We start from the raw sequence: 26,008 nt of genomic DNA, 5'->3' as shown, positions 1-26,008 counted from the left end.
GCGCGGGCCGGGGCGGCCTCGGGCCGGGGCTACGGCAGCTTCCAGTCGACCGGCTGGGCGCCCTGGCGTTCGAGGAGCTGGTTGGCGCGGCTGAACGGGCGGGAGCCGAAGAAGCCGCGGTCGGCCGACATCGGGCTGGGGTGGGCCGACTCGATGCACGGGACGGCGCCGAGCAGCGGCTTGAGGTCGCGGGCGTTGCGTCCCCACAGGATGGCCACCAGAGGGCGGCCGCGCGCGGCCAGGGCGCGGATGGCCTGCTCGGTGACCTCCTCCCAGCCCTTGCCGCGGTGCGAGTTGGGCTTGCCGGGCATCACCGTCAGGGACCTGTTGAGCAGCAGCACCCCCTGCTCGGCCCAGGGCGTCAGGTCGCCGGTGGACGGCATGGGGTGGCCGAGGTCGTCGCAGTATTCGCGGAAGATGTTGATCAGGCTGCCGGGCAGCGGTCGCACGTCCGGCGCCACCGAAAAGCTCAACCCCACCGGGTGACCCGGGGTCGGGTACGGGTCCTGGCCGACGATCAGCACCTTGACCTCGTCGAAGGGCTGGGTGAAGGCGCGCAGGATGAGGTTTCCGGCGGGCAGGTAGCGGCGGCCCGCCGCCACCTCGGCGCGCAGGAAGTCGCCCATGGCGGCGATCCGCCCGGCCACCGGCTCCATCGCCCGGGCCCAGCCCGCCTCCATGATCTCGGTGAGTGGTCGTGCCGTCATGACCGACCAGCGTAACGACGTGCTGTCGGGGCCGTTCACCGAACGCTTCTTTGATATCCCGGTAAGGTGGCTTGACCATTTCGGGTCAGAAAAATTGCTCGTTTTCCATGCTTCAGCCGGGTGAACTGCGGCGTATGTCCTGTTAAGTCCGCGTTACTTTCTGCGCTGGCACATTGACGTACCGTCCCGTACCGACATACCTCTCGGAAGAGCAGCGGACTTCGACCGGGACGGGGACGACGAGCATGAGCCAGTTGACCGCCGTGGACGCCGCGTTCCTCAACGCCGAGACGGACACCACGCACGTGCACATCGCCGGGGTCGGGATCCTCGACCCGACCGCCTGCCCGGGCGGCCGGCTCACCGTGGCGGACGTGGCGGACATGATCCGGCGGCGCGCCCACCTGGCCCGCCCGCTGCGGCAGCGGCTCGCCCGGGTCCCGTTCGGGCTCGACCTGCCCTACTGGGAGGACGACCCCGACTTCGACCCCCGCCGCCACATCCTGGAGATCGCGCTGCCCGCCCCCGGCGGCCCCGCCCAGCTCAACGAGGTCGTCGCGATGCTGCACGAACGCCCCCTCGACCGGTCCCACCCGCTGTGGGAGCTGGCGCTGATCCAGGGGCTGGCGGGCGGACGCGTCGCCGTGTACCTCAAGGTGCACCACGCCGCCATCGACGGCGTCATGGCCGCCGAGACCCTCGCCGCCTTCCTGGACCTGTCCCCCGTGCCCCGCGAGGTGCCCGCCGACGACGAAGAGCCCCGGCGCGCCCCCGGCCCGCTGCGCATGCTCCGCACCGGCCTGCTCAAGACGGCGCTGTACCCGGTCCGCAGCGCCGTGACCATCGCCAGGACCGCCCCTTACCTGGACGAGATACCCGTGCTGTCCCAGCTTCCCGGCGCGGCGCTGATGTCCCAGGTCGCGCAGGCGATCGGCCGCGAGGAGATGCCGCCCGCCCCCCGCGTCAACGCCCCGCCCACGCCGTTCAACCGCCCCATCGGCCGCCGCCGCGCGGTCGCCTGCGGGGAGCTGTCGCTGGCGGAGGTCAAACAGGTGCGGCGGGCGCTCGGCGGCAGCGTCAACGACGTCGTCATGGCGATCTGCGCCAGCGCGCTGCGCATGTGGCTCGACAAGCGCGGCGAGCTGCCCGACCGCCCCCTGGTGGTGGGCGTGCCGGTGTCGCTGCGCCGCCGCGGCGGCGCCGGGGAGGCGGGCAACCAGCTGTCGCTCATGTCCGCGCCGCTGGCCACGCACATCGCCGACCCGGCCGACCGCTACGCCGCCGTCCGCGCCGACATGGACGCCGCCAAGCGCCGCTTCGTCGCCTCCGACGGCGCCTGGGTGCGGCAGGTGAGCCGGCTGCTGCCCGCGCCGCTGGCCGCGCCCGTCACCCGCCTGGCCCTGCAGGCGCTGCCCGCGCTGCGCGCCGTCCCCGCCCCGGCGCTGCGGCCCATCAACCTGATCATCTCCAACGTGCCCGGCCCGCAGTTCCCCCTGTACCTGTGCGGCGCCCGGGTGCTCGGCTACTACCCGATCTCCGTGGTCACCGATATCAGCGGCGGCGTGAACATCACCGTGTTCTCCTACGACGGCAAGATCGACGTGGGCATCGTCGCCGCCCGCGACCTCGTCCCCGAACCCGCCGAGATCGTCGACCATCTGCGCGACGCCCTCAACGAGCTCAAGGACCTGGCCGACGTCGCCGGCCTAACCGAGGAGCAGGGCGCGGTGGTGCCACGCCAGGCGCAGGGCGGCGGCGCCGGCGGGCTGCATGGGGGACGGGACGGTACCGTCGAAAACGGCCATGCGCACGGCTCCCTCGGCGTTGACGGCGACCAGGCCGCCGAAGACCTCGGCGAACAGCGCGTCGTCGAAGACGGCCGCGGTGAGGACGTCGACGGCCAGGGTGAGCGGGTCCACGCCCAGGCCGAGGCAGTGCACGCGTAGGCGGCCCTCTGCGCGGGCGCGGGTGAGGGCCCGGTGAAACGGCCATGACTCCTGGTCGAAGCCGGGGCCGTAGTCCTCGGACGTGCCGAGCAGCTCCTCGCTGTACTCGCGCACCATGCACCGCCACAGGTCCAGGTCGGCGCGCTCGTCGGTGAGGGGCTGGAACACGCCGACCGGCATGACCTGGTGCAGCCCTCCGGCGTGGGCGACCTTCTCGGGGTCGCGCCAGTGCAGCACGTACGAGCCCGACCTCGTCAGCGTGAGCGTGGTGATGGCGACCAGCGCCGGGCGGCGCGTCAGGTCGCAGGGATCGCCGATGCGCGCCCTCAGAGGCAGGCCCGGGGGCGAGGCCGCCAGCTCATGGGCGACGGCCTCGCCGACGTTCACGCCGTCGAAATACCGCGCCGGCCCCAGCCGCAGTACGGCATCGCCTTTGAGGTCGGCGTGCAACAGCCGGTAGCTGGGGCGGTCATCGAACACCTTGGGGGGAGCCAGGGCGGCCATGGCCTGCGCGTAGGTGCGGAAGCCCGGCGGCAGCCCGTCGGACGGTTCCGCCACGGCGGGCGGGGCGGGCTGCGCGTCCCACTCCAGCCGCAGGTCCTCCAGGGGGATCGGCGCGGAGGGCACCCATTGCGGGCGGCACAGCAGCGAGGTGCCCGCGACGCGCGGCATGTCGTCCGGATACAAGCCGTCGGCCAGACGGCCCAGTTCGTGTCGGCTGCGGTTGAGGTGCGCGCGGACCTGCTCCCACACCCGCCCCAGCCTAGATCGCGGGCGTACGGCTCGGCTGTGCGTGCTCGCTCAGCCGGGCGTGCAGTTCAGGGACGTGCCGCTCGGTGCGGCGCCGCTGCCCTGGAAGCCGAAAGTCGTCGTGCCGCCGGCGGCGACCGCGCCGTTGTAGGCCGCGTTGACGGCGCGCACCGACTGCCCGCTCTGCGTGACGGTGGCGTTCCAGGCGTTCTGCACCTGCTGGCCGCCAGGGAACGTCCAGACGACGGTCCAGCCGTTCAGGGGCTGGGCGCCGGTGTTGGCGACCGTCACCGTCGCGGTGAAGCCGGTGTCCCAGGAGTTGTCGACGCGCAGGGCCGCGGTGCACGCCCGGTCGTCCGCCGGCGGGTCGGTGGGCGGGTCGGTGGGCGGGTCGGTGGGCGAGGTCGTGCCGCCGACGGTGACGGAGAACGCGTCGGTGGCCAGGCCCGCGCCGCCCTGCCAGATCTCGAAGCCCGCCTCCACGTCGATCAGGTACCAGGAGTCCTGGATCTGGCCGCGGGCGACGGCGTCGCGGGTGAAGGCGCGCAGGTCCAGGTCGGACACGGACGTGGTGCCGGACGTGCGGACGTAGGCGATGTAGTTCCAGTCCAACCGGGCCGTCCACACGTCCCAGGTGGCGCCGGCGATCTGCACACCCGTCGCCACACGCGACCCTGCCGGCTGCACACCGCCGTTGTGGTTGAGCCAGATCATCACCTCGGCGCCGTCGGGTGCGCCGGTGGTGGCAGGCGTGGTGTTGTACCAGAGGTCGTAGGCGACGTTGTAGGCGCCGCTGCCGGTCTGCGTCGTGCTCCAGCTACTGGTCACCGCGGGCATCGAGCCGACCTGCACCGGAAGCCCGCTATCGGACGTGCACAGGCCCCAGTGGCATCCCTTGAACAGGGACGGGTACGCGGCGGGCGAGCCGCTTGTGCTGTTCTGGTGGCCGGAGGAGTCCACGCGGAACGACGTGCCGTCCACGGTGATGCACTGCGGGGTGGACGCGCCCCAGATGTTGTTCTGGGCGATGTACTGCCCGCCGCTGACGGACAGGGTGTCGGTGGCGCCGCACAGCTGCGTCGCCGCGTGCGCGGGGAGCGCGAGGCGCACCGCCAGGGCGGCGGTCAGCGCCAGCAGGCTGAGCGCTACGGCCACGGCGGCGGCCGCCCTCCTGAGCGGCGCTCCGGGCGCCGTGCCGGGCGGGGGAGAGGTTCTCGGCTTTGCGGACATCGTGGGATCGCTCACTCTCCGGGCCGGACGGGAAAGCGGCCCTCCAGGGGTGGGAGCGCTCCCAAATTCCGCGAACCGGCCTCCGGGTGTCAAGCGGAAGCCCATGTCCGCGGCGTGGTCGGCCCGCTGACCGGTGCCTGCGCCGCGCACGCCGGTGAAAGGCCGGTGAAAGACGGCCGGAACACGGCGTTCACCGAGCGGGCGAAAGGCTAGGTTATGGTGAGTAAACGTGCAAAACGAAAAAACCCTTACGCGTGCCCCGTCCTCGACCCCATCGCCGACCTCCTCGCACACCTCCCGGGACACCCGCGTACCCGCTCTCGCCTGGACGATCTGGGCGGTCGGCGTCGCCGCGTATGTGGTGGCCGTTTTGCACCGCACCTCCTTCGGTGTGGCCGGGCTGGACGCCGTCGACCGCTTCGGCGCCTCCGCCGGGATGCTCGCTTCGTTCACCGTCCTGCAACTGGTCGTGTACGCGGGTCTGCAGGTCCCCGTCGGGCTGATGCTCGACCGCCTCGGCCCGCGCCGCATGGTCGCCGGCGGCGCGCTGGCGATGGCCGCCGGGCAGGCGCTGCTGGCGTTCTCCACCGACATCGGCACGGCCGTCGCGGCGCGCGTGCTGGTGGGCGCGGGCGACGCCATGACGTTCATCAGCGTGCTCAGCCTGGTGACGGCGTGGTTCCCCGCGCGGCGCGTCCCGGTCGTCACCCAGCTCACCGGCCTGCTCGGGCAGAGCGGGCAGGTGCTCAGCGCCGTCCCGCTGGTGGCGCTGCTGCACGGCCCCGGCTGGAGCGCCGCGTTCGGCTCCGTCGCCGGGCTGGGCGTGCTGGTCGGCGTGCTCGCGCTGGCCGTGCTGCGCGACGCCCCGGCCGGGAGGGAACGTTCCAAAACGTCCGGTCTGGCCGAGCTCGGCGGCAACCTGGTCGCCGCCTGGCGGCAGCCCGGCACCCGCCTGGGCCTGTGGACGCACTTCGTCACCCAGTTCTCGGGCACCGTCTTCGCACTGATGTGGGGCTACCCGTACCTGGTGTCCGGGCAGGGCATGGCACCGTCGACGGCCAGCACTCTGCTGACGGTGTTCGTGCTGGCCACCATGGTGTCCGGGCCGTACGTGGGGAGGCTGGTGGCCCGGTATCCGCTGCACCGCTCCTGGCTGGTGCTGGGAGTCGTCGCCCTCAACGCCGGCGCATGGGCGGCGGTGCTGGCCTGGCCGCCGCCCGCACCCGCCTGGCTGCTGGTGGTCCTGGTGCTGTGCGTGGCGCTCGGCGGCCCCGGATCGATGATCGGCTTCGACTTCGCCCGCACGTTCAACCCGCCGACCCGGCAGGGCGCCGCCACCGGCATCGTCAACATGGGCGGGTTCTGCGCCGCGCTGGTGACGATACTGATGATCGGTTTCGTGCTGGACGCGCTGTCGCCGGGCCGCGAGTTCACACCCGAGGCGTTCCGGGTCGCGTGGCTGGTGCAGGTGCCGATCTGGGTCATCGGGACGGTCTGCCTGCTGCGCAGCCGCACCCTGGCCCGCCGCCGCCTGACCGAGGAGGGCGTCACGGTGCCGTACATGCGGCACGCCGTGCGCCGCACCGTGCGCGCCGCCGTCCGCCGCCCCCGCCGCCGCGCCCCGGGCCGCCGCTCCACCCGCCGCTGACCGCCCCGCCGGCGCGCGCCTCCCGCCGGTGGGCGCGTGCCGGCGGGTTAGGCCGGAGTCTGGCGGGGGCGCAGTTCCAGCGTGCAGCACTTGGGGCCGCCGCCGGCCTTGCGCAGTTCCGACAGATCGACCGGAACGGGCTCGTACCCGTGCCGCCGCAGCGTCGCGATCAGCCCGGCGGCCTCGGCGTTGATCACCACGTTGCGGCCGTCGCAGACCGCGTTCAGGCCCAGCACGGCCGCGTCCCGCTCGTCGGCGATGATCGCGTCAGGGAACAGCCGCTCCAGCACGGCGCGGCTGCCGGGGGAGAACGCGCCCGGGTAGTAGGCCACGTTGTCGTCGCCGAGCGGAAACAGCGCCGTGTCCAGGTGGTAGAAGCGCGGATCGACCAGCCGCAGCGTCACCACGGGCATGCCGAGGTACTCCTGCGCCTCCTGGTGGGCCGCCACCTCGGTGCGGAACCCCGTCCCGGCCAGGATGAGGCGGTCCAGCACCAGGAAGTCGCCCTCGCCCTCGTTGGTGTGGGCGGGCTCGCGCACGTCCGGGAAACCGTTGGCGCGCAGCCAGGCGGCGTACGCGGGGCCCTCGGCCGCCCGCTGGGGGTGGAAGAACCGGGCCCCGTACGCCCGGCCGTTCACCACCAGCGCCCCGTTGGCGGCGAACACCATGTCGGGCAGGCCCTCGATCGGGGTGATCAGGCTGACCCGGTGGCCCAGGCCCAGGTACGCGGCGCGCAGCGCCTCCCACTGCGCCACCGCGCGGGCCGCATCGGCGCCCGCCGCCGGGTCCATCCAGGGGTTGATGGAGTAGGTGACGGCGAAGTGCTCCGGGCGGCACATCAGGAAGTGGCGCGGCCGCGCGACGCGTTCGCCGCACCGCACGCTCTGCGGCAGCGGCGAGGACGCCGGTTCCATCGCCGGGGACAAGGTCATGCGCAGCTCCCGAAAGGCTTCCCGGAGCGGATCGGATGATCGAAAGCCTAGGGAGCGCACGGGCCGCGACCAAGCCGCCGACCTTGCGTTGACCTGCGCATTCGTTGCGTCTTACCGCCCTGCGGCGGCGATTCGTTGCGCGCCGCCCCGCACCGGGACCGGCGGCCCGGCAGGCGGCGCCCGGTGCGCCGGGACGGGACGCACCGGGCGGGCCGGTCGGACGGCGTGCCGATCAGAGATTGATCATGTGCCCGGCGGCGCCGTGCACCGCCTCCTTGATCGCCTCGCTGAGCGTGGGGTGGGCGTGCACGTTGCGGGCGACCTCGTGCACGGTCAGGTCCCAGCGCTGCGCCAGGGTCAGCTCGGGCAGCAGCTCGGTGACGTCCGGGCCGATCATGTGGGCGCCCAGGATCTCGCCGTACCGGGCGTCGCTGACCACCTTGACGAACCCGTCGGAGTCGCCGAGGCCGAGGGCCTTGCCGTTGGCGCTGAAGGGGAACTTGGCCACCTTGACGTCGAAGCCCTGCTCGCGCGCCTGCGCCTCGGTCAGCCCGAAGCTGGCGACCTGCGGCTGGCAGTACGTGGCCCGCGGGATCATCTCGTACTCCAGCTCCATGGTCTCGGCGCCGGCGATGGTCTCGGCCGCGATGACGCCCATCGCCTCGGCGGTGTGCGCCAGCATCAGCTTGGCGGTCACGTCGCCGATGGCGTAGATGTGCGGCACCGAGGTGCGGCAGCGGCCGTCGACCGCGATGGCGCCCCGGTCGGTCAGCGCCACGCCGGTCTTCTCCAGACCGTAGCCCTCCACGTTGGGCTGGAAGCCGATGGCCTGCAGCACCTTGTCGGCCTCCAGCACCTGCTGCGCGCCGTCCTTGCCGGTGACGGTGACCTTGACGACGTCGCCGGAGTCGTCGATCGCGTCCACCCGGGTGGAGGTCAGCACGTCGATGCCGAGCTTGCGGTAGCGGCGCTGCAGCTCCTTGGACACCTCGGCGTCCTCGTTGGGCACCATCCGGTCGAGGAACTCGACGATGGTCACCTTCACGCCGTAGTTGTGCAGCACGTAGGCGAACTCGACGCCGATCGCGCCCGCGCCCGCGATGACGATGCTGCGGGGCAGCTCGGAGCTGAGGATCTGCTCCTCGTAGGTCACCACCCGCTCCGACAGCGACGTGCCGGGGAGCAGCCTGGTGTGCGCGCCGGTGGCGATGATGCAGTGGCCGAAGGTGACCGTCTCGGACGAGCCGTCGCTCAGGGCCACCTGCAGGGTGTTGGGGTCGGTGAACGTGCCGCGTCCCTGGAACGTGGTGATCTTGTTCTTCTTCATCAGGAACTGCACGCCCTTGACCAGGCGCTCCGACACCTGGCGGCTGCGCTGGAACGCCTCGCCGTAGTCGAAGGTGACCTGGCCGTCCACCTTGATCCCGTACGTCTTCGCCTCGTGGGTGAAGATGTGCGCCAGCTCGGCGTTGCGCAGCAGTGCCTTGGAGGGGATGCAGCCGACGTTGAGGCAGACCCCGCCCCAGTACTTCTCCTCGATGATCGCCGTCTTCAGCCCGAGCTGTGCCGACCGGATCGCGGCGACATAACCACCCGGGCCGGCGCCCAGGACCACGACGTCAAAGTGATTGCTCATTCTTGAGACGATATTCGGCTTCGGCGGGTCCTCGCATCCCGACCCGGCACCTATGTGACCTGCGTCCATGCGCCGGCCGCGGTGCGGTCCGCCGGTGCGGGACGGCCCGCGCCGCGGCGGTCCGGCCGGGGCGCGCGGGGACGGTCTGCGGGGCGCCGTGCGCACGGGCGGTGGACGCCTGTTAGTGTTTCGAGCAGCCCCACGTGGTCACGATTCTTCTGCGTAGCGCGGGGGCGCGTGAGCTACGCGACCTCCGACCTGACCTGGAACCTCTCGCGTCGGCGGCATCGTTGTCGCCTCATCGGCCCGCCGGACGTGCGTGCCCAGTCCTCGCCGTCCGGCCCGCCCTGGGCACGCGCACGGCCGCGCCCAGGGCCCCGCCCCGGCGCCCGGCCCGGACACCATCCGGCGCGGGCGCGGCAGGCCGGCCCCGCAGGGACGACGCCGAGCGCAGGACGCCGACGCCCGGGACGCCGCCCAGGCCGGGTGCCGAGGGCGGCCGGGGGACGCGGCGCGCGGGGTGCCGGGCGGATCACTGAGCGGCAGAACCGGAGGAGAGAGCCGAGTGAGGATTCCCAAGCGCGTCAACACCGTCCTGGACCGGGCGGAACAGCACCTTGGCGCTCTTGCGGCCGTCGCCGCGCTGGTGGCCGCGGCCGCCGCGGCGATGTGGATCCCCGTGCTCGCCGCTTTCATCCTCGGCGTCGCCGTCGGCGGCTTCCTGGTGCATCTGCGCAAGGCCCGCCGGGTGGCCCGGCTGCGCGCCGAGGTCGACGACCTGCTGCGCCAGAACGGCGCGCTGCGGCACCGCAACAACGTGCTGGCCAGCGGTGTGATCACCAAGGAGGCCCAGGTCACCCAGGCGCTGCTGCAGATCCCCGAGGACGGGCTGCTGAAGATCGAGGGCGACCCGGGGCGCACCCAGCGGCTGCCCGAACTGCCCGACGACCTCGACGTCTCCGGCTCCCCGGAGGACACCCTGGAGGAGGGCGCGGGCGGCGACGCCAAGGGCGCATCGTCCGGCTAGAGCCCCGCGCGGCGTGGTAGATCCGCCGCATCCCGGGGATGTGTAGCGGCCGGAGGTGCTCGTGCCGATCTCAATGAGCAAGCCGCCCCGAGCCGGCGGCGAATCCGGCGACCCTACCGAACCGGGCGGACCCGCCGAACCGGGCGGACCCGCCGGACCTGAGGACTCCCCGGCGGACGAGGGATCGGGCGCCGACCCGGCCGCGGTGAAGAAGGCCGTGGTCGCGTCGGTGATGGGCAACTGCATCGAGTGGTTCGACTTCGGGGTCTTCACCGCCGGGGTGATGACCTCGATCATCGGTACGGTGTTCTTCCCGGAGGACGCCGCGGGCAGCGCCACCCTGCGCTCGTTCGCGCTGATCGCGGCGGCGTTCGTGGCGCGCCCCTTCGGCGGGCTGTTCTTCGGGCCGCTCGGCGACCGGCTGGGCCGCAGGCGGGTCCTGGCCGCCACGATCCTGCTGATGTCCGGTTCGACGTTCTGCATCGGCATCCTGCCCGGCTACGCCACCATCGGCGTCGCGGCGCCGATCCTGCTGCTGCTCGTCCGGCTGGTCCAGGGGTTCTCCACGGGCGGCGAGTACGGCGGCGCCGCCACCGTCATCGCCGAGTACGCGCCGACCCGCAGGCGCGGCTTCCTCGGCAGCTTCCTGGAGCTCGGCACGCTGACCGGCTACATCTGCGGAGCCGGGCTGGTGCTCGCCGTCGATCTGCTGCTCAGCCGGCAGGCCATGCACTCCTGGGGCTGGCGCGTCCCGTTCCTGATCGCCCTGCCGCTCGGCCTGGTCGGCCTGTACCTGCGCAGCCGCATCGAGGACACCCCCGCGTTCCGGCAGCTGGAGCGCGCCGGGGGCAAGGCGCGCTCGCCGCTGCGCGAGACGCTGGCGCGCAACCGGCCCATGGTCCTCAACCTGATCGGAATCGTGTTCCTGCTGAACGTGGCCGACTACACGCTGCTGACGTTCATGCCGTCCTATCTGACCGACAACCTGGCGACCGGCGAGATCACCGCGCAGCTGATCACCATCGGCGTGGAGCTGGCGATGATCGCGGTGATCGTGCCGCTGGGGGCGCTGTCGGACCGGATCGGGCGCCGGCCCCTGCTGCTCGCCGCGGCCGCGGGGTTTCTGGTGCTGTCCTGGCCCGCGTTCGCGCTGATGCAGACCGGGCGGGCGCTCGGTGTGGCCGCCGGTTACGCGATCATCGGCGGGCTGCTGGTGCCGATGCTGGCGGTGATCGGGGCGACGTTCCCGGCGATGTTCCCGACGCGGGTGCGCTACGGCGCGTTCGCCATCGGCTACAACGTCTCCACCTCGCTGTTCGGCGGGACGTGCGCGGTGCTCGTCGGCTCGCTGATCAAGGTGACCGGCACCAACTACATCCCGGCGTACTACCTGATGCTGGCGGCGGTGGTGGCGCTGGTGCCGATCATGCTGATCCCCGAGACGGCGGGCGTGCCCATCCAGCGCGCCGGACAGCCCCGTCCGCGCCGCGCCGCCGTCCGACCCCGCCGCCTCGACCTCGGCACCGGCTGAACCGGGGCTCAGCCCCAGTCGGCGTCCGTCCAGAACCGGGCGCGGCGCCACGCCTCCTCGAATTCGGCGGCGTCGATCACCATGGGGACCAGGGCCGGGTCGTACAGGTCGATCGGCGGGTTCAGGGGGAACACCGTCTCGTCGGAGGCCACGGCCTCGCCGTCCGGGCGGATCTCCACCTGCCGGATGCGGCGCCCGTCCGGGCCGTGCTCGGTGAGGAAGACATAGTCGGCGAACCCGTCGTCGCCGGCGCCGTCGGGCTCCTCGGCACTCGGGTCCCAGTCGCCGGGGGTGCGCAGGTAGACGCGCTCGTGCCCGGCCAGGGCGCCGAAGCCCGGCCGGCGGCGCTGCCGGTCCCGTCTGGCGCGCATCTCGCTCAGCGAGACGTCGTCCTTCGCCGGGTCGTCGACGTCGGCCTCGTGCAGGTCCCACTCCCGGGCCCGGGCGATCAGCTCGGGCTCGGTCACCACCTCCGTCTCGGCGAAGGTGGTGACGACCTCCTCGGGCGACGCCGCCCAGACCCACCACCACATGCCGCCCATGCCGTAGTCGTGGCAGACCAGGTGGCGTGTCCTCCCGTCCCGGGTGCTCATGGTCATGACGCCCGGCTGTCGGCGGCCGCCAGGCGTTCCAGGGCGCCGTCCAGCAGGTCCCAACCGTCGATCTCGGCCCGGCCGGTGTCGAACCCGTGGCCGCGGTGCAGCGCCTCGTCCAGCAGCGCCCGCACCACCCCGGGACGGTGCAGGTTCAGGTAGGCGTCGTCGTCGGCTCGTACGACGGCGCCGTTGTGCAGCAGGCCGTCGGCGACGAGACGGCCCGGACCCGCGCGGAAGACGATGTCCAGCCGACCGGGCGAACCCTCCCGGCCGATGGTGAGCACCTCCCGGCAATCGAGCAACCGGGGGCGGCCCATGTCGTCCTGCCCGCGCGTATGGGCGTGGCCCGCCCCCCAGCGGTAGACGTCGGCCCCCACCAGGAGGCGTCGGATGCGGCGACCCATGATCCGCAGTCAACCAGCACTTTCCAGACATGCGCGACATGTTTGTGAGCCCGTGCCCTTTCAGGGGCTGCCCCCATCCGCGCCCGGAGGGCCTGCGCGCGTGGTGGTGGCTGGTGCGTGGACTGTGCGGGCAGACGTTCGGCCCGGGTGGGGCCGCTGTGCGTACGCGGGCGGTCCGACCGGTGGGTGCCTCAGCGCGGACGGCCTGTCGTCAAGGGCTCGGCTGGGTCGAGTGGTGCATGGGACCGGGGTGGTCGGTCGCTCGTCGCTATCGATGGGCGCGCTATCGATGGGCGCGCTCCAGCGGCTGGCCGGGCAGGCGTTGCGCCTGGACGGGGCCGCCATGCGCGTGGGGGCGGCGCTTATCCGGCTGACGCCGGTGAGCTCGCTTGGCCAGCCGTGGGTGAAGGGGGAGCGGCGGCATGTCGGGTTTCGGGGGAGCGGGCGTGCAGGAAATGTGCGCGTCGCGCCTCGGTCTCGACGTTGAAGTGCGGAAATTCGTTCGGCTGCGTCTCGTGCCGCCGCTGGTCGTATTCGGTGCGCTGGTATCCGGTCGGCTCTTTCACACGTTCCCGTGGGATGTTGCGGCCGTCGATCCGCCCCTGGGGCGCGCGGGTCGTCCGGATCGGACTGGGGGACGGTGATGCGGAACGGTTGGATCCCCGGTCTGGTCCATGGCCGAAATGCGGGGTGCGGCGGCGGTCGCGGGCGTCCGCCATGGTCGGCGGGATGCCGCCCGAGTCGGGATCCGGCATCGCGGCGCAGGTAAAGCGGGGGTAAGGAAAGTCTCCCGTTGCATTTGGATGATTACGATGGGTAGCGTCGCTGGCGGATGCGGGCCGCGCATTCCGAAAGAAGCGTACGCGGCGATTTCCCATGCGTTTTCCGTGGTTGTGCCGTGCGCGTTCCGGTGATTCGCGGTTCTTATGACGGCGACAACGGATCGGTGGTGGACCGTGACCGAACAGCAGTTCAGCCTCGCCACAGCTGCTGCACGCAACCTGGCGACGACGACCAAGTCCGTCCCGCAGATGCAGGGCATCACCTCGCGGTGGCTGTTGAAGCTGCTGCCGTGGGTGCAGGCGTCCGGCGGGACGTACCGGGTGAACCGCCGCCTCACCTACACCGTGGGCGACGGCATCGTGACCTTCGTCATCGAGGGGTCGGACGTGCGGGTCGTCCCGCGGGAGCTGGGCGAGCTGCCGCCGCTGCGCGGCTATGAGGACGAGGAGGTGCTGCGGGCGCTGGCCGACCGGTTCACCCAGCGCCAGTACGCCCCGGGCGAGACGATCGCCGAGGCGGGGCAGCCCGCCGACCAGGTGTTCCTCATCGCGCACGGCAAGGTCAACGAGATCGGCGCCGGCGAGTACGGCGGCGAGGCGGTGCTCGGCGTGCGCAGCGACGGCCGATACTTCGGCCATACCGCGCTGCTGGACGAGCAGGCCCGCTGGGAGCACACCTACCGCGCCCTCACCCCCTGCACGGTGCTGGCGCTCAGCGCCGACGAGTTCCGGCAGGTGCGCGACAACGCCGAGTCGCTGCGCGAGCATCTGGCGCGCACCCGCGACGAGACCGAGCCGGCGTACGACGAGAACGGCGAGGCCGCCATCGTGCTGGCGTCCGGCCATGAGGGCGAGCCCGTGCTGCCGGGCACGTTCGTCGACTACGAGCTCAAGCCGCGCGAGTACGAGCTGAGCGTGGCGCAGACCGTGCTGCGCGTGCACACCCGCGTCGCCGACCTCTACAACAAGCCGATGGACCAGGTCGAGCAGCAGCTGCGGCTGACCATCGAGGCGCTGCGCGAGCGGCAGGAGCACGAGCTGATCAACAACCCGGACTTCGGCCTGCTCGCCAACGCCGACCTGCGCCAGCGCGTCCCCACCCGCAGCGGCCCGCCCACCCCCGACGACATGGACGAGCTGCTGTCGCTGGTGTGGAAGGACCCGGCGTTCTTCCTGGCCCACCCGCGCGCGATCGCCGCGTTCGGCCGCGAGTGCAACCGGCGCGGCATCTACCCGGGCACCGTCGACGTCGGCGGCCACAAGATCCCGGCCTGGCGCGGCGTGCCGATCTACCCCTGCAACAAGATCCCGGTCAGCGCCACCCGGACCAGCTCGATCCTGCTGATGCGCACCGGCGAGGCGGCGCAGGGCGTGATCGGCCTGCACCAGACCGGAATCCCCGACGAGTACCAGCCGGGTCTGTCGGTGCGGTTCATGGGCATCGACGAGCGGGCCATCATCTCCTACCTGGTCAGCGCCTACTACTCGGCGGCGATCCTGGTGCCCGACGCGCTGGGCGTGCTCGACAGCGTGGAGGTCGCGCACGGCGACGGCGCGGCCGCCTGAACCGTCCCGTGCCCGTTGAGGCGGCGGCGCGGCGAGCGGAGGCGCGGGCGGGCGCACCGCATCAGGGGCCTCGCCGCGCCGCCTCCCGGCCCGCGGGGCCGGACTCGTCCATCCGTGAAGGCGGGAGGAGCAGGCCGTGACGGTCGAGCAGTCGAGCCTGAGCACGGCGGCGGCGCGCAATCTGGCGACCACCACCAAGTCCAGGCCGCAGATGCAGGGCATCACGCCGCGGTGGCTGCTGCGCGTGCTGCCCTGGGTGAACGCGCCCGGCGGGACGTACCGGGTGAACCGCCGCCTCGCCTACCGGGTGGGCGACGGCCGGGTGACGTTCGCGGTCACCGCCGGGCGGGTGCGGGTGGTGCCGCCGGAGCTGGCCGAGCTGCCGGCGCTGCGCGGCCTGGACGACGACGAGGTCCTGGACGGCCTGGCCGAGCGGTTCGCGCAGCGGGGTTACGAGCCCGGCGACACGATCGTCGAGGCCGGCGGGCCGGTCGACCGGGTCGTGCTGATCGCGCACGGCAAGGCCGTCAAGCTCGGGCCGGGGGAGTACCAGGGCCTCACCCGGCTCGGGGTGCTGGCCGACGGCGAGTTCTTCGGCGACCGCGCGCTGCTGGGCGGTGACGAGCGCTGGGAGTTCACCGTCCGGGCGCTCACCCCCTGCACGGTGCTCACGCTTGCGCGCGCCGACATCGACGAGCTGACCCGCCGGTTCGGCGCGCTGCGCACCCACCTGGAAGAGCGGCGGTCGGCGGCGCCGCCTCCGCACAACCGGCACGGCGAGGCCGACATCGCGCTGGCGTCCGGGCACGAGGGCGAGCCGGTGCTGCCGGGCACGTTCGCCGACTACGAGCTCAACCCCCGCGAGTACGAGCCGGCCGTGGCGCAGACGCTGCTGCGCGTGCACACCCGCGTCGCCGACCTCTACAACGGACCCTACGACCAGGTGGGCGAGCAGCTGCGGCTGACCATCGAGGCGCTGCGCGAGCGGCAGGAGCGCGAGATCGTCAACAACCGCGACTTCGGGCTGCTGCACAACGTCGACCTGCGCCAGCGCGTCCAGACCGACGGCGGGCCGCCCACCCCCGACGACCTGGACGAGCTGCTGAGCCGCCGCCGGGGCACCCGGGTGCTGCTGGCGCATCCGCGGGCGATCGCCGCGTTCGGCCGCGAGTGCACCCGGCGCGGCGTGTACCCGCGTCCGGTCGAGCTGGACGGGGCCCGCGTGCACGCCTGGCGCGGCGTGCCGCTGCTGCCCTGCGACAAGATCCCGATCAGCCGCCGGGGCACCACCGCGATCCTGGCGATGAGGCTCGGCGAGGACAAGCAGGGCGTGGTCGGGCTGCGGCAGACCGGCATCCCCGACGAGGTGTCGCCCGGCCTGTCGGTGCGCTTCACCGGAATCGACCGGCGGGGCATCCTGTCGTACCTGGTCGGCACCTACTTCTCGGCCGCGGTGCTGGTGCCGGACGCGCTGGGCATGCTGGACGATGTGGAGATCGGCCGGTGAGCGCCGCCATGCCCGCCGCCCGGCCCCCGGCCGCCGGGCAGCAGGGCGGCGCGCCCCGTCCGGCGGCGGAGGTGCTGGCCTGGAGCCGCGTCCTGATCGACCCGGGGCTGCGCGCGGTCGTCGACGGCCTGCCCGACGAGGTGCGGGCGGTCACCGCCTACCACTTCGGCTGGCTGGACGAGCACGGGCGGCCCGTCACCGGCGACGCGGGCAAGGCGCTGCGCCCGGCGCTGGCGCTGCTGTCGGCGGAGGCCGTCGGCGGCGCCGCCGCCGACGGCCTGCCCGCCGCGCTCGCCGTCGAGTTGACGCACAACTTCTCGCTGCTGCACGACGACGTGATGGACCGCGACCGCACCCGCCGCCACCGGCCCACGGCGTGGAGCGTGTTCGGCGCCAATCCGGCGATCCTGGCCGGGGACGCGCTGCTGGCCTGCGCCTTCGAGAGCCTTGCGGGGGCGCCGCCCGCGGAGGACGCGTCGGCGAGGCGCGCCCCGGCCGAAGGGGTGCTGGCCGCGGGCGTGCGGACGCTCAGCCGCACCGTGCTGGACCTGGTGGAGGGCCAGTGCGCCGACGTGTCGTTCGAGACCCGCACCGACGTCGAGGTGCCCGAATGCCTGCGCATGGCCGAGCACAAGACCGGTGCGCTGCTGGCCGCGTCATGCGCGCTGGGCGCCGCGTACGGGGGTGGGACGCCGTCGCAGGTCGGGGGGCTGCGGCGGTTCGGCGCATATATCGGCCTGGCCTTCCAGCTCGTCGACGACCTGCTGGGCATCTGGGGCGATCCGGCCGTCACCGGCAAGCCCGTCCATGCCGACCTGCGCCGCCGCAAGAAGTCGCTGCCCGTGGTGGCCGCGCTGGCGTCGGACACCCCGGCGGGCGGCGAACTGGCCCGCCTCTACCTGCGCGACGGCCCGCTGCCGGAGGACGCCGCCGCCCGCGCCGCCCGCCTGGTCGAGGAGGCGGGCGGCCGTGCGTGGGCGCGGCACCGGGCCCGCCGTCTGAAGGCCGACGCCCTCGCCGAACTCGACGCCGCCGCCCCGGCCGAGCGTCCCCGCGCCGAGCTGCGCGCCCTGGCCGACCTTGTCCTCGACCGCGACCACTGACCGTCTTCGCCGCCGCCTCGGGCACCAGCGCCGCCTCAGTCCCCCCACGGGCGGCGCTGGGGCGGCGGCGTGGCCGCGGCAACGCCCATCGTGTGGGCTGTGCGGCGGCTGCGGGCAGTGCGGCGGGGGCGCGGCGCATCTGAGAGCGGACGTGCGGGTTGCGGTTCGCGGACCGGCGTCCGACGCGTCATCGGCCGGATTGCTTTCCGGGGAAAGTGGTATTGACCACTTCGGCGGCTGATCGTACCGTGGACGGCGATGGGAACGACGGCGAGAGGTACGGGCGGCCTGCGATCCGGCGACGGAGGGAAGACGGCGCCGACGAAACGGCGGGCGGTGCGGCGGGAGTTGCTGGCGATGCTGGACGGTCTGGAGGTCGGCGACGCGCTGCCGTCCGAACGGCGGCTGGCCGAGGAACTGGGCGTGTCGCGGCTGACGCTGCGCGCGGCGATCGACGGGCTGGTCGCCGAGGGGCGGCTGGAACGGCGGCACGGCAGCGGCACCTACGTCGCCGAACCCCGGATCGCGGTGCCGCTGACCATGACGTCCTTCACCGAGGACATGATCCGGCGCGGGATGAAGCCCGGCGGGCGGGTGCTGTCGTTTCGGGTCGAGGCGGCCGGCGCCAGGATCGGCCGCAAGCTGTCGCTGTCGCCGGTGGAGGAGGTCTTCACCATCCGGCGGCTGCGGCTGGCCGACGGTTCGCCGATGGCCATCGAGACGCTGCACATGGCCCGGGCGCTGCTGCCCGGCCTGCGCCGCGAGGACCTCGAAGGCCGGTCGTTCTACGAGCTGCTGCGCGAGCACGGCGTCGTGCTCGGCACGGGCACGGAGACGATCGAGCCGACCGTCACCACGCCCGAGGAGGCGGAGCTCCTCGGGGTGCCGGTGCACGCCCCGGCGTTCCTGTTCGAACGGCTGACGCGCGACGACCGGGGGAGTCCCGTGGAGTTCGTCCGCTCGGTCTACCGCGGTGACCGGTACCGGCTTGAGCTGGAGCTCAGACCGCCCGGCGACTGACCCCCAATTGGTCAATACCAGTTGATTCGTCCGCGCCGTCCCGGGAGGCGCAGCGCCCGAGGAGAGGGAGGGCACGCCTTGAGGAGATGCTTGAAGGCCACCGTGGCGGCCGCGGGGGCGACCGCAGTGGCGGCCGCCCCCGCCGTGCGGCCGGTCGCCGCGGAGTCCGAGTCCGGCGCCGGACGCGAGGGCTGGAGGCTTGTCGCCCGGGAGGACTTCGACCAGCCGCTGCCCGTCGACCGCGCGCCGTGGCGGCGGGATCCCCATGGCCCGCGCAGCCCATGGCACGTGGACGCGTTCGACGACGACGGCGAGGCGTGGAAGAAGATCAGCGGGCCGGCGTTCGAGCGGCAGCTGGCGACGCTGAACGTGTACCGCAAGCGCGTCCCGTTCGGCCGGGACGGCTGGCTCACCGCCGAGATCGCCGCCGTCGACAAGGACCGCGACGGCCGTCCCGACTCCCGGCCGGGCCTGGCGAACGCGACGCTTCCGGACGGCGGGCGGGTCGCACGCATCTTCGAGCCGAGCTGGGACGCCGGGGTGCTGATCCGCCCGACCCGCCCCCTGCCGCGCCGCTACCGGGTGGAGATGACGCTGCGCGGCATCGACTTCGGCGGCAAGCGCGGCGGAACCTTCGACTACGGCGGCAAGCACAACGGCTACACCAGACAACCGTGCAAGACCCGCTTCCCGTGGACGTTCTGGGGCGCGCTGCCCGGCAAGACCAGGTGCGAATACCCCGATGTCACCAGGGAGAACGGGTTCTACTACCTGACGATCCTCGACTACCCGACCCCGGCGCCGCACGGCAACCCCGGCATCCACTTCCGGCGCAAGGTCATCATGGACGGCTACTACAGCGACGACGACCGCTGGAAGAACGCCGGCACCTGCAATCCGAAGACGCGGCAGATCTACCGCACCTTCGACGGCACCTTCAACGGCGTCAACGCCCTGTTCGTGCGCGGCGACAAGTTCCGCGAGGCCGCCAACAACAACGTCAGCAACGAGTACTACATCAAGACCCCGTGCGGGAACGTGTCCATGGACCGCCCGTACGGACCGGGCGGCCGTTTCCAGGGCCACCTCACCAGTGTCGAGCTGCGCCCGGAACTGCTGCCCCGGGCCGCCTACCGGTTCGCGGTGGAACGCGACAACTCCGGCTACACGCTGGAGATGAGCGGCCCGTTCCTGCACACCGGCCCGACGACGCTGCGCGTCCGCCATGAGTTCGTCGAGGACGGCCGTCCGATCTGGCACTACAACCAGACGCCCGGCGAGTACGACGGCCGCTTCGACCGCAGGCTCGTCCACACCGGCCCCGCCGGCACCCACATCACCGAGCACACCTGGCCCAAGGGTTCGGCCTACCCCGATTCGTTCATCATCGGCGATCCCCACCTGAACTATTACGAGGGGTCGGCGCTGGTGGATGACATCCGCCTCTACGTCCCCGACAACGCGAGGTGACACCCCCCATGGACATCGTCAAAGACGTCCTCACCTTCCTGGCCGACAACGTGTTCGGCCAGGTGCCCGTCCTCATCGGGCTGATCACGCTGATCGGCCTGCTCCTGCAGCGCAAGCGCCTGGAGGACGTGCTGGCGGGCGCGCTGCGCGCCACGATCGGCGTCGTCATCCTGTTCATCGGCGTGGAGGTGTTCACCGGCGGCCTGACCAGCTTCCAGACGGTGCTGGCCAGTGCCATGGGCACCGAACCGCCCAAGGCCGACCACACGCTGACCGAGTTCCTGTCCCGTCAGGGCGGCACGGTCGCACTGGTGATCACGGTGGCGTTCCTGCTGCACGTGGTGATCGTCCGGCTGTTCCCGGCAGCCCGGTACCTGTACCTGACCGGGCACCTGATGTTCTGGATCAGCACCGTCACGGTGGCGGCGCTGGTCACCATCGCGCCGGACGCCGACCAGCTCACCCTCGTGCTGTGCGGCGCCGGGTTCGTGGCCGCCTACTGGACGCTGCAGCCGCTGTGGATGCGGCCGCTGATGCGCCGCGTCATGCCGGACGACCGGTTCGGCTACGCCCACACCAGCTCGCTGGCCGCGCTCGTCACCGGGTACGCGGCCCGCCCGTTCGGGGACCGCGAACGGCACGACACCGAGAAGCTCAAACTGCCCCGCCAGCTGTCGTTCTTCAAGGACATCAACGTCAGCACCGCCCTGGTCATCACGGTGATCATGCTGGCGGCGGTGGCGTTCGCCGACGACGCGGTGGTCGCCAAGCTGGCCGCCGAGATGGACGACAAGCTGTCGCCGTGGGTGTGGGGCCTGCTGGTGGGGCTGCGCTTTGCGGGCGGCATCGCGATCCTGCTGTTCGGCGTGCGGATGTTCCTGGCCGAGATCGTGCCCGCGTTCAAGGGCTTCAGCGACCGGGTGATCCCCGGCACCCGGCCCGCACTGGACGCCCCGACCGTCTTCCCCGTGGCGCCCACCGCCGTCATGATCGGGTTCGTGTCCGCGCTTGCGGTGTTCTTGGCCTGCCTGGCGGCGTTCGCCGCGGCCGGCTGGTTCACCCTCGCCCCGCCGATGATCATGCTGTTCTTCGTGGGCGGCGCGGCCGCGCTGTTCGGCAACGCGGTGGCGGGCTGGCGCGGCGCGGTCATCGGCGGCGTGATCAGCGGCCTGACGCTGGCCGTCGGGCAGGCCGTCACCTGGGACCTGTTCGACCGCACCGCGCCCGAGCTGGCCACCCTCGCCGACCCCGACTGGTACGCGATCGCCTGGCTGCTCAAGGCCGCCGACCCGCTGGTGGGCGGCGCCGCCGTGTGGGCCGTCCCGGTGGTGGCGCTGGCCGCGACCGCGGTGACCCTGGTCGTCCTCGGCCGCCGGGAGAGCCGCCGCGCGGCGGTGCAGGACACCGCCGGCAAGGACACCGGCCCGGGCAAGGGCGCCGAGGCCGTCTCCGGCGCGTGAACCGCCGGCACCGACGAGAAGGAGAACGAACATGGCACTGGACCGCAGGCTCGAAGTGCTCGCCGTCTGCGGCGTCGGCATGGGGTCGAGCCTGATGCTCAAGATGACCGCCGAGGACGCGCTGCGCTCGCTGGACGTGGACGCCCGGGTGGAGAACACCGACATCTCCACCGCCCGCGGGATGAGCCCCGACGTCGTCATCGGACAGGGCATGCACACCGCCGAGATCGGCGACCTGGCGCCCGTCGTCATCACGGTCACCGACTTCCTCGACCGGGACGGCCTGGAGAAGCGGCTGCGCGAGGCGTTCACCGCGCAGGGCTGGCTCTGACCCCGCACCGACCACACCCCCCGAAGGAGGCTGCGCCCGATGCCTGAAGGGCATCCCGCCCTGGTCCGCGCCCTGCTCGACGAGCTCGACGAGCGATCCGCCAAGCCGATCGGCGACGCCGCCGCCCTGGTGCTGGAGGCCGTCGCCGCCGACGGCCTGGTGCACGTCGGCGGGGCCGGGCACTCCCTGGCCCTGGTGTGCGAGACGTTCTACCGCGCCGGCGGCCTGGCGTGCGTGCGACCGCTGTGGGACCCCTCTGTCCTCCCCCTGCACGACGCCACGGCCAGCACCGGCGCCGAACGCCGCCCCGGCCTGGGCCTGTCGGTGGTGCGGGCGGCCGACCCGTCGCCCCCGGACGTGGCGGTGGTGTTCTCCACCAGCGGGCGCAACCCGTACCCCGTGGAGATCGCCCGCGAGTGCGCCGCGCGCGGCGTCCCCGTCATCGCCGTGACGTCGCCCGAGGCGTCCCGGCACGCCGCGGCGCGCGCGGGCAGCCGGCTCACCGACCACGCCGCGGTCGTCGTGGACACCGCCGTACCGCCCGGCGACGTCGTCCACCCGCCCGGCGCGGCCCGCACCGCCGCCGTCTCCACCGTCCTGGCCGCGTACGCGTGGAGTCGGCTGCTGGCCGAACTGCACGACCTGGCCGCCGCGCGCGGTCTGGACCTGCCGTGCTGGACCAGCGCCAACGTCCCCGGCGGAGACGAACGCAACCGGCACCTGCTGGAGCGCTACCGCCACCGCGTCCCCGAACTGGGCGGCCCGCCGGACTGACCGGCCGGTTATACGCTCGTCGGCATGGGACGACCGCCGCGTTACGACGCCGACCGGCTGCTCGACGCCGCCGCCGACCTGGTGGCGGCGTCCGGTCCGCGCAACGTCACGGTCGCCGCGGTCGCCCGCACCGCCGGTGCCCCCAGCGGCTCGGTGTACCACCGCTTCCCGGGGCTGCCGGCGCTGCTGGCGGCCCTGTGGGTGCGCACCGTCGAGCGCTACCAGGAGGGACTGTACGACGCGCTGCGGCTCGACCCGCCGGGCCGGGCGATGATCGCCGCGTCCCGGCACACGCTGGTGTGGAGCCGGGAGAATCCGCGCGACGCGCGCATTCTGCTCTATAGCCCCGCCGACTTCGACGAGCCGGAGTGGCCGCCGGAGACCCGCGAGCGGCTGCGCGCCGCCAACCGCCGCGTCCTGGCCGAGGTGCGGGCCCTCGGCGGCCGGATGGGCCTGGACACCCCCGAGGGGTTGGAGCGCCTGTACCAGATCGTCGCGGACCTGCCGCTCGCGGTCGCCCGGCGGCACCTGTCGGCGTCCGGCACCATCCCCGGGTACGCCGAGACGATGCTGGTGAAAAACCTGGAGGCGCTGCTGGCGGGCGATCCCGTGGCATCGTGACCGCATGTGGTCAGATAATTACGTAACGGTCGTCCGTCGGGAACGATCAGGCCGTGACCGATGTGATCGTGGTCGGTGCGGGACCCGCGGGCTCGGCGGCGGCCTGCCACCTCGCCCGCGCGGGCCTGGACGTCCTGCTGCTGGAGAAGGCCGCCTTCCCGCGCGAGAAGGTCTGCGGCGACGGCCTGACGCCCCGCGCGGTCCGCGAGTTGATCACCCTCGGCGTCGATCTGGACCGCCCCGGCTGGATGCGCAACCGCGGCGTCCGCCTGGTCGCCGGGGGACGCGCGCTCGACCTGCCCTGGCCGGACGGCACCGTGTTCCCCGCCTTCGGCCTGCTGCGCACCCGCCGCGACCTCGACGAACTGCTGGCCCGCCGCGCCGTGGCCTGCGGCGCCGTGCTGCGCGAACGCACCCGGGTGACCGGCCCGCTGCTGGACGACCGCACCGGCCACGTCGTCGGCGTCACCACCGACGCCGGCCCGCACGAGGCGCGTCTCGTCATCGCCGCCGACGGCGCCTCCTCCCGCCTCGCCGTCGCGCTCGGCCTGCGCCCCCGCGCCGACCGCCCCGTCGGCGTGGCGGTGCGCCGCTACTTCCGCAGCTTGCGCCACGACGACGACATGCTCGAATGCCACCTCGACGTCGTCCCCGCCGGGTACGGCTGGGTGTTCGGCATGGGCGACGGCACCTGCAACGTCGGCGTCGCCCTGCTGCGCCGCACCCACCGCGACCCGCGCCGCCTGATGGACTCCTGGCTGGCCGCGCTCCCGCCCGCATGGGGCCTGACCCCGCGCAACGCCACCGGCCCCGTCCGCGGCGCCGCGATCCCCATGGGCTTCTCGCGGCTGCCGCACTACCGTCCGGGCCTGCTGCTGGTCGGCGATTCGGGCGGCATGGCCAACCCGATGAGCGGCGAGGGCATCGGCTACGCCCTCGAATCCGCCCGCATCGCCGCCGACGTGATCGTCCAGGCCCTGGCCCGCCCGACGGCGTCCCAGCGCGAACGCGTCCTGCACACCTACCCGCGGGCGTTGCGAACGTCCCTCGGCGTCCCCTTCACCCTGGGCCGCTGGTTCACCCAGGCGATCGAGAACCCCCGGATCATGCGCCTGGCCACCCGCCAGGGCCTCACGCACCCTTCCCTCATGCGCCTGGCCGTCCACATCCTGACCGGCCACACCGACCCGTCCCCCCGCACCCTCACCGACCACCTGGCCAAAGCCTTGACCCGCCTGACCCCCGCCCCCTGACACCGCCGGTGCAAAAGTCCGGCACACCGTCAGCGGCGCTTGTACTGCGGAAGGAACCACCGCCACGACCCCGGTGGCGCGCATTGAGTCGTCCGGTGCCCGGGTGACGCGAACGCCTCCGCCGTGACCCCGCGAATCCGCTAACGAGCGCCTGCGACTCGTCGCGGATCTCGGCTGCCGTGGGCACGTGCGGCACCGGTTTCCCGCTCACGCCGCAGTCCTGGACCGCTGCTCCTGTCTTTGCGGGCCGGGCCGTCCCTTGGTGCTCGGCACGACCGCCGCGGCGGACGGAGCCGTGCCTCCCGCCGCTTCCACCAGGCAGCGGCCGTGGTCGGCGAGGAACACGACGAGCAGACTGAGTAACCGGCTGCGGCTGATCTCCGGCGGGGTGCGCCACTTGTACGTGCGAAGGTCGTGCATGTGCTGCTCATGCGCGTGGGCGTAGGAGATCGGCGCTACGACGTCGGCCATGCTGTCCGGGGCCGCCCGCAAGTGCTTGTCGCACGGTATGCAGCGCAGGAACGAGGAGCCGGCGGGACCTCTGCACGTCATGCAGATTCCGGCACCGACCGGGAGCGGGTTGCGAAGGTATTGGGCGTGTTCGGCGAGCCATGTGCGCAGCGGCGCGACAGGGTCACGTCCAGGCAAAGGGGGACGCCTCCGAAAGCGAGTCCGGCGATATCCCGGCCCGACGGATCAGTGTGTTGGCGACGTCGAGCATCTCCGCCGCGCTGTGTACCACGTGAACACCGGGGCGCCGAGCGAAGTCGCGCGCCCAGTCATGCTCCAGCAGCCTGTCGGTGATGATCACCGGTCGGCCGAGTGCGAGGGCGAGCCCCGCCTGGCTGCGCGCGCCACTGCGCCATGGCGCTTCGACGACCAGAGTGGCCGCAGCATAACCGCTCATAACGGCGTTGCGCATCAGAAAACTGCGCTTGTGCGGCGGTGCGTCCGGCCAGAACTGGCTGATCACCAGGCCCTCGCGGGTGATCTGCTCCTGAAGCTCGCGGTTCTCCGCCGGATAGTGCCGTCGGATCCCGGTTCCGATCACGGCGACGGTGCGGCCGCCCGCCCTCAGCGCAGCGCGGTGTGCGGCCGTGTCGATGCCTCTGGCCAGGCCACTGACCACGGTGACTCCGTCGGCGGCCAGTTCGCTGGCCACGGTGTCGGCGATCCGCAGGCCCTCCGGGCTGGCCTGCCGGGTGCCGACCACCGCGATGGCCCGGCGGTCCTCGGCGAGTGCGCCCCTGGTGAACAGGATCGGCGGCATCTGGTGGATCTCGCGCAGCTGCGCCGGATAACGCGGGTCGAAAAAGGCGTGCACGCCCAGCCCCTCGGCCTGCCAGGCCGTCACGTCGCGGGCGGCCTCCACGATCGCCTCTTCGACCGGGTCTCCTTCGGTGAACAGGACCTCCTGTGGGCGGAGCCGTCGCGCCAGCACATCCACGACACTGTCGGCCAGGACCTCCTGGGCCGTCTCTTGCCACCGTGCCCCTGGCAGACGCAGCAGGGCGACGAGAGCGCTCCGTTCTCGCAGCTGGGGGTCCATGTCCCCGAGGCTAACCCGGGGCACCGTCGAAGCGGAGGGATAGGCCCCTGTTTTATCGAAAGTATGTGCGAACGTGGTCGTCCGGGGTGGTGGCGGAGCGGAGGTTCAGCCTTGGATGCCCGGTAGCGCGCCTTGTGGGCCCTCGCGGCGACTCGAGCGACTGGA

The 26,008-nt window shown here is 72.8% G+C and carries 24 protein-coding genes; 15 read left to right on the top strand and 9 right to left on the bottom strand.

Annotation, left to right across the window (positions count from 1 at the left end; all coding sequences use genetic code 11):
- Positions 1 to 29 precede the first annotated feature (29 nt).
- On the bottom strand, positions 30 to 707 hold the full coding sequence (locus tag QSK22_RS16260; RefSeq protein ID WP_285495018.1) for a uracil-DNA glycosylase: 678 nt from the start codon (positions 705 to 707) through the stop codon (positions 30 to 32).
- On the opposite strand from QSK22_RS16260, the gene QSK22_RS16255 reads away from it, so the two are divergent.
- Together QSK22_RS16255 and QSK22_RS16250 are read left to right on the top strand one after the other, a co-directional pair.
- On the top strand, positions 706 to 831 hold the full coding sequence (locus tag QSK22_RS16255; RefSeq protein WP_285495017.1) for a hypothetical protein: 126 nt from the start codon (positions 706 to 708) through the stop codon (positions 829 to 831). The genes QSK22_RS16260 and QSK22_RS16255 overlap by 2 nt on opposite strands.
- A gap of 121 nt (positions 832 to 952) precedes the next feature.
- Positions 953 to 2,653 carry a WS/DGAT/MGAT family O-acyltransferase gene (locus QSK22_RS16250; protein WP_285495016.1) on the top strand — a complete coding sequence of 567 codons (1,701 nt, stop codon included), beginning with the start codon at positions 953 to 955 and terminating at the stop codon, positions 2,651 to 2,653.
- Positions 2,654 to 3,454: 801 nt separating this feature from the next.
- On the opposite strand, the gene QSK22_RS16245 is transcribed toward QSK22_RS16250, so the two are convergent.
- The gene (locus QSK22_RS16245; protein ID WP_285495015.1) at positions 3,455 to 4,558 is read right to left on the bottom strand and encodes a GH12 family glycosyl hydrolase domain-containing protein; all 1,104 of its coding nucleotides are present in this window, start codon (positions 4,556 to 4,558) and stop codon (positions 3,455 to 3,457) included.
- 304 nt (positions 4,559 to 4,862) lie between these two features.
- Here QSK22_RS16245 and QSK22_RS16240 point away from each other — a divergent pair, with 304 nt between their 5' ends.
- A complete protein-coding gene (locus QSK22_RS16240) occupies positions 4,863 to 6,281 on the top strand; it encodes an MFS transporter (protein ID WP_285495014.1) in 1,419 nt (472 codons plus the stop codon).
- Between the two features lie 47 nt (positions 6,282 to 6,328).
- Here QSK22_RS16240 and ddaH read toward each other — a convergent pair whose 3' ends face one another.
- Both ddaH and lpdA read right to left on the bottom strand, forming a co-directional pair.
- Positions 6,329 to 7,195 (bottom strand): dimethylargininase, encoded by an 867-nt coding sequence (ddaH, locus tag QSK22_RS16235; RefSeq protein WP_352231455.1) that lies wholly within the window; start codon positions 7,193 to 7,195, stop codon positions 6,329 to 6,331.
- Between the two features lie 250 nt (positions 7,196 to 7,445).
- A complete protein-coding gene (gene lpdA / locus QSK22_RS16230) occupies positions 7,446 to 8,849 on the bottom strand; it encodes a dihydrolipoyl dehydrogenase (RefSeq protein WP_285495013.1) in 1,404 nt (467 codons plus the stop codon).
- 565 nt (positions 8,850 to 9,414) lie between these two features.
- Here lpdA and QSK22_RS16225 point away from each other — a divergent pair.
- Together QSK22_RS16225 and QSK22_RS16220 are read left to right on the top strand one after the other, a co-directional pair.
- Positions 9,415 to 9,876 carry a hypothetical protein gene (locus tag QSK22_RS16225; protein WP_285495012.1) on the top strand — a complete coding sequence of 154 codons (462 nt, stop codon included), beginning with the start codon at positions 9,415 to 9,417 and terminating at the stop codon, positions 9,874 to 9,876.
- 61 nt (positions 9,877 to 9,937) lie between these two features.
- Entirely contained in the window at positions 9,938 to 11,407 is a 1,470-nt protein-coding gene (locus tag QSK22_RS16220; RefSeq protein ID WP_285495010.1) for an MFS transporter, read from the top strand.
- Between the two features lie 8 nt (positions 11,408 to 11,415).
- Here QSK22_RS16220 and QSK22_RS16215 read toward each other — a convergent pair whose 3' ends face one another.
- The 3 genes from QSK22_RS16215 to QSK22_RS33770 all read right to left on the bottom strand — a co-directional run bounded on the left by QSK22_RS16215 (position 11,416) and on the right by QSK22_RS33770 (position 13,126).
- Entirely contained in the window at positions 11,416 to 12,006 is a 591-nt protein-coding gene (locus QSK22_RS16215; RefSeq protein ID WP_285495009.1) for a hypothetical protein, read from the bottom strand.
- Positions 12,003 to 12,407 (bottom strand): hypothetical protein, encoded by a 405-nt coding sequence (locus QSK22_RS16210; protein ID WP_285495008.1) that lies wholly within the window; start codon positions 12,405 to 12,407, stop codon positions 12,003 to 12,005. Before QSK22_RS16210 ends, QSK22_RS16215 begins: the two co-directional genes overlap by 4 nt.
- 362 nt (positions 12,408 to 12,769) lie before the next feature.
- Positions 12,770 to 13,126 carry an epoxide hydrolase N-terminal domain-containing protein gene (locus QSK22_RS33770; protein WP_352231454.1) on the bottom strand — a complete coding sequence of 119 codons (357 nt, stop codon included), beginning with the start codon at positions 13,124 to 13,126 and terminating at the stop codon, positions 12,770 to 12,772.
- Between the two features lie 207 nt (positions 13,127 to 13,333).
- Here QSK22_RS33770 and QSK22_RS16205 point away from each other — a divergent pair, with 207 nt between their 5' ends.
- The 10 genes from QSK22_RS16205 to QSK22_RS16160 all read left to right on the top strand — a co-directional run bounded on the left by QSK22_RS16205 (position 13,334) and on the right by QSK22_RS16160 (position 24,294).
- Entirely contained in the window at positions 13,334 to 14,755 is a 1,422-nt protein-coding gene (locus tag QSK22_RS16205) for a family 2B encapsulin nanocompartment shell protein (protein WP_502872318.1), read from the top strand.
- A 136-nt stretch (positions 14,756 to 14,891) separates the two neighbouring features.
- Positions 14,892 to 16,262: a family 2B encapsulin nanocompartment shell protein gene (locus QSK22_RS16200; protein ID WP_285495006.1), complete on the top strand. Its 1,371-nt coding sequence runs from the start codon at positions 14,892 to 14,894 to the stop codon at positions 16,260 to 16,262.
- Positions 16,263 to 16,270: 8 nt separating this feature from the next.
- Positions 16,271 to 17,365: a family 2 encapsulin nanocompartment cargo protein polyprenyl transferase gene (locus QSK22_RS16195; protein ID WP_285495155.1), complete on the top strand. Its 1,095-nt coding sequence runs from the start codon at positions 16,271 to 16,273 to the stop codon at positions 17,363 to 17,365.
- Positions 17,366 to 17,623: 258 nt separating this feature from the next.
- On the top strand, positions 17,624 to 18,385 hold the full coding sequence (locus tag QSK22_RS16190; protein WP_285495005.1) for a GntR family transcriptional regulator: 762 nt from the start codon (positions 17,624 to 17,626) through the stop codon (positions 18,383 to 18,385).
- 90 nt (positions 18,386 to 18,475) lie between these two features.
- Positions 18,476 to 19,855, top strand: a complete 1,380-nt coding sequence (locus tag QSK22_RS16185; RefSeq protein WP_285495004.1) for a hypothetical protein — start codon at positions 18,476 to 18,478, stop codon at positions 19,853 to 19,855.
- An 8-nt stretch (positions 19,856 to 19,863) separates the two neighbouring features.
- Positions 19,864 to 21,315 carry a PTS ascorbate transporter subunit IIC gene (ulaA, locus tag QSK22_RS16180; RefSeq protein ID WP_285495003.1) on the top strand — a complete coding sequence of 484 codons (1,452 nt, stop codon included), beginning with the start codon at positions 19,864 to 19,866 and terminating at the stop codon, positions 21,313 to 21,315.
- 31 nt (positions 21,316 to 21,346) lie between these two features.
- On the top strand, positions 21,347 to 21,646 hold the full coding sequence (locus QSK22_RS16175; RefSeq protein WP_285495002.1) for a PTS sugar transporter subunit IIB: 300 nt from the start codon (positions 21,347 to 21,349) through the stop codon (positions 21,644 to 21,646).
- Positions 21,647 to 21,685: 39 nt separating this feature from the next.
- Positions 21,686 to 22,420 carry a sugar isomerase domain-containing protein gene (locus tag QSK22_RS16170; RefSeq protein ID WP_285495001.1) on the top strand — a complete coding sequence of 245 codons (735 nt, stop codon included), beginning with the start codon at positions 21,686 to 21,688 and terminating at the stop codon, positions 22,418 to 22,420.
- Positions 22,421 to 22,444: 24 nt separating this feature from the next.
- Entirely contained in the window at positions 22,445 to 23,041 is a 597-nt protein-coding gene (locus tag QSK22_RS16165; protein WP_285495000.1) for a TetR/AcrR family transcriptional regulator, read from the top strand.
- Positions 23,042 to 23,094: 53 nt separating this feature from the next.
- Positions 23,095 to 24,294, top strand: a complete 1,200-nt coding sequence (locus tag QSK22_RS16160) for a geranylgeranyl reductase family protein (RefSeq protein ID WP_285494999.1) — start codon at positions 23,095 to 23,097, stop codon at positions 24,292 to 24,294.
- Between the two features lie 207 nt (positions 24,295 to 24,501).
- Here QSK22_RS16160 and QSK22_RS16155 read toward each other — a convergent pair whose 3' ends face one another.
- Positions 24,502 to 24,765: a hypothetical protein gene (locus tag QSK22_RS16155; RefSeq protein ID WP_285494998.1), complete on the bottom strand. Its 264-nt coding sequence runs from the start codon at positions 24,763 to 24,765 to the stop codon at positions 24,502 to 24,504.
- A gap of 163 nt (positions 24,766 to 24,928) precedes the next feature.
- Positions 24,929 to 25,843, bottom strand: coding sequence for a DNA-processing protein DprA (locus QSK22_RS16150; RefSeq protein ID WP_285494997.1), 915 nt, complete (start codon positions 25,841 to 25,843; stop codon positions 24,929 to 24,931).
- Between the last annotated feature and the right edge of the window lie 165 nt (positions 25,844 to 26,008).

This window comes from Actinomadura sp. NBRC 104425, assembly GCF_030269545.1.
In the GTDB taxonomy this organism is placed as follows: domain Bacteria; phylum Actinomycetota; class Actinomycetes; order Streptosporangiales; family Streptosporangiaceae; genus Spirillospora; species Spirillospora keratinilytica.
The sequence above is the reverse complement of the archived record's forward strand: the minus strand, read 5'-3'. Positions and strand labels throughout refer to the sequence as shown.

Coding starts and splice junctions, on each gene's coding strand:
- QSK22_RS16170 (WP_285495001.1), top strand. CDS start 21,686: ATGCCTGAAGGGCATCCCGCCCTGGTCCGCGCCCTGCTCGACGAGCTC.
- QSK22_RS16165 (WP_285495000.1), top strand. CDS start 22,445: ATGGGACGACCGCCGCGTTACGACGCCGACCGGCTGCTCGACGCCGCC.
- QSK22_RS16195 (WP_285495155.1), top strand. CDS start 16,271: ATGCCCGCCGCCCGGCCCCCGGCCGCCGGGCAGCAGGGCGGCGCGCCC.
- QSK22_RS16250 (WP_285495016.1), top strand. CDS start 953: ATGAGCCAGTTGACCGCCGTGGACGCCGCGTTCCTCAACGCCGAGACG.
- ddaH (WP_352231455.1), bottom strand. CDS start 7,195: ATGGAACCGGCGTCCTCGCCGCTGCCGCAGAGCGTGCGGTGCGGCGAA.
- QSK22_RS16255 (WP_285495017.1), top strand. CDS start 706: ATGACCGACCAGCGTAACGACGTGCTGTCGGGGCCGTTCACCGAACGC.
- QSK22_RS16260 (WP_285495018.1), bottom strand. CDS start 707: ATGACGGCACGACCACTCACCGAGATCATGGAGGCGGGCTGGGCCCGG.
- QSK22_RS16215 (WP_285495009.1), bottom strand. CDS start 12,006: ATGACCATGAGCACCCGGGACGGGAGGACACGCCACCTGGTCTGCCAC.
- QSK22_RS33770 (WP_352231454.1), bottom strand. CDS start 13,126: ATGGCGGACGCCCGCGACCGCCGCCGCACCCCGCATTTCGGCCATGGA.
- lpdA (WP_285495013.1), bottom strand. CDS start 8,849: ATGAGCAATCACTTTGACGTCGTGGTCCTGGGCGCCGGCCCGGGTGGT.
- QSK22_RS16190 (WP_285495005.1), top strand. CDS start 17,624: ATGGGAACGACGGCGAGAGGTACGGGCGGCCTGCGATCCGGCGACGGA.
- ulaA (WP_285495003.1), top strand. CDS start 19,864: ATGGACATCGTCAAAGACGTCCTCACCTTCCTGGCCGACAACGTGTTC.
- QSK22_RS16150 (WP_285494997.1), bottom strand. CDS start 25,843: ATGGACCCCCAGCTGCGAGAACGGAGCGCTCTCGTCGCCCTGCTGCGT.
- QSK22_RS16155 (WP_285494998.1), bottom strand. CDS start 24,765: ATGGCCGACGTCGTAGCGCCGATCTCCTACGCCCACGCGCATGAGCAG.
- QSK22_RS16205 (WP_502872318.1), top strand. CDS start 13,334: ATGACGGCGACAACGGATCGGTGGTGGACCGTGACCGAACAGCAGTTC.
- QSK22_RS16175 (WP_285495002.1), top strand. CDS start 21,347: ATGGCACTGGACCGCAGGCTCGAAGTGCTCGCCGTCTGCGGCGTCGGC.
- QSK22_RS16210 (WP_285495008.1), bottom strand. CDS start 12,407: ATGGGTCGCCGCATCCGACGCCTCCTGGTGGGGGCCGACGTCTACCGC.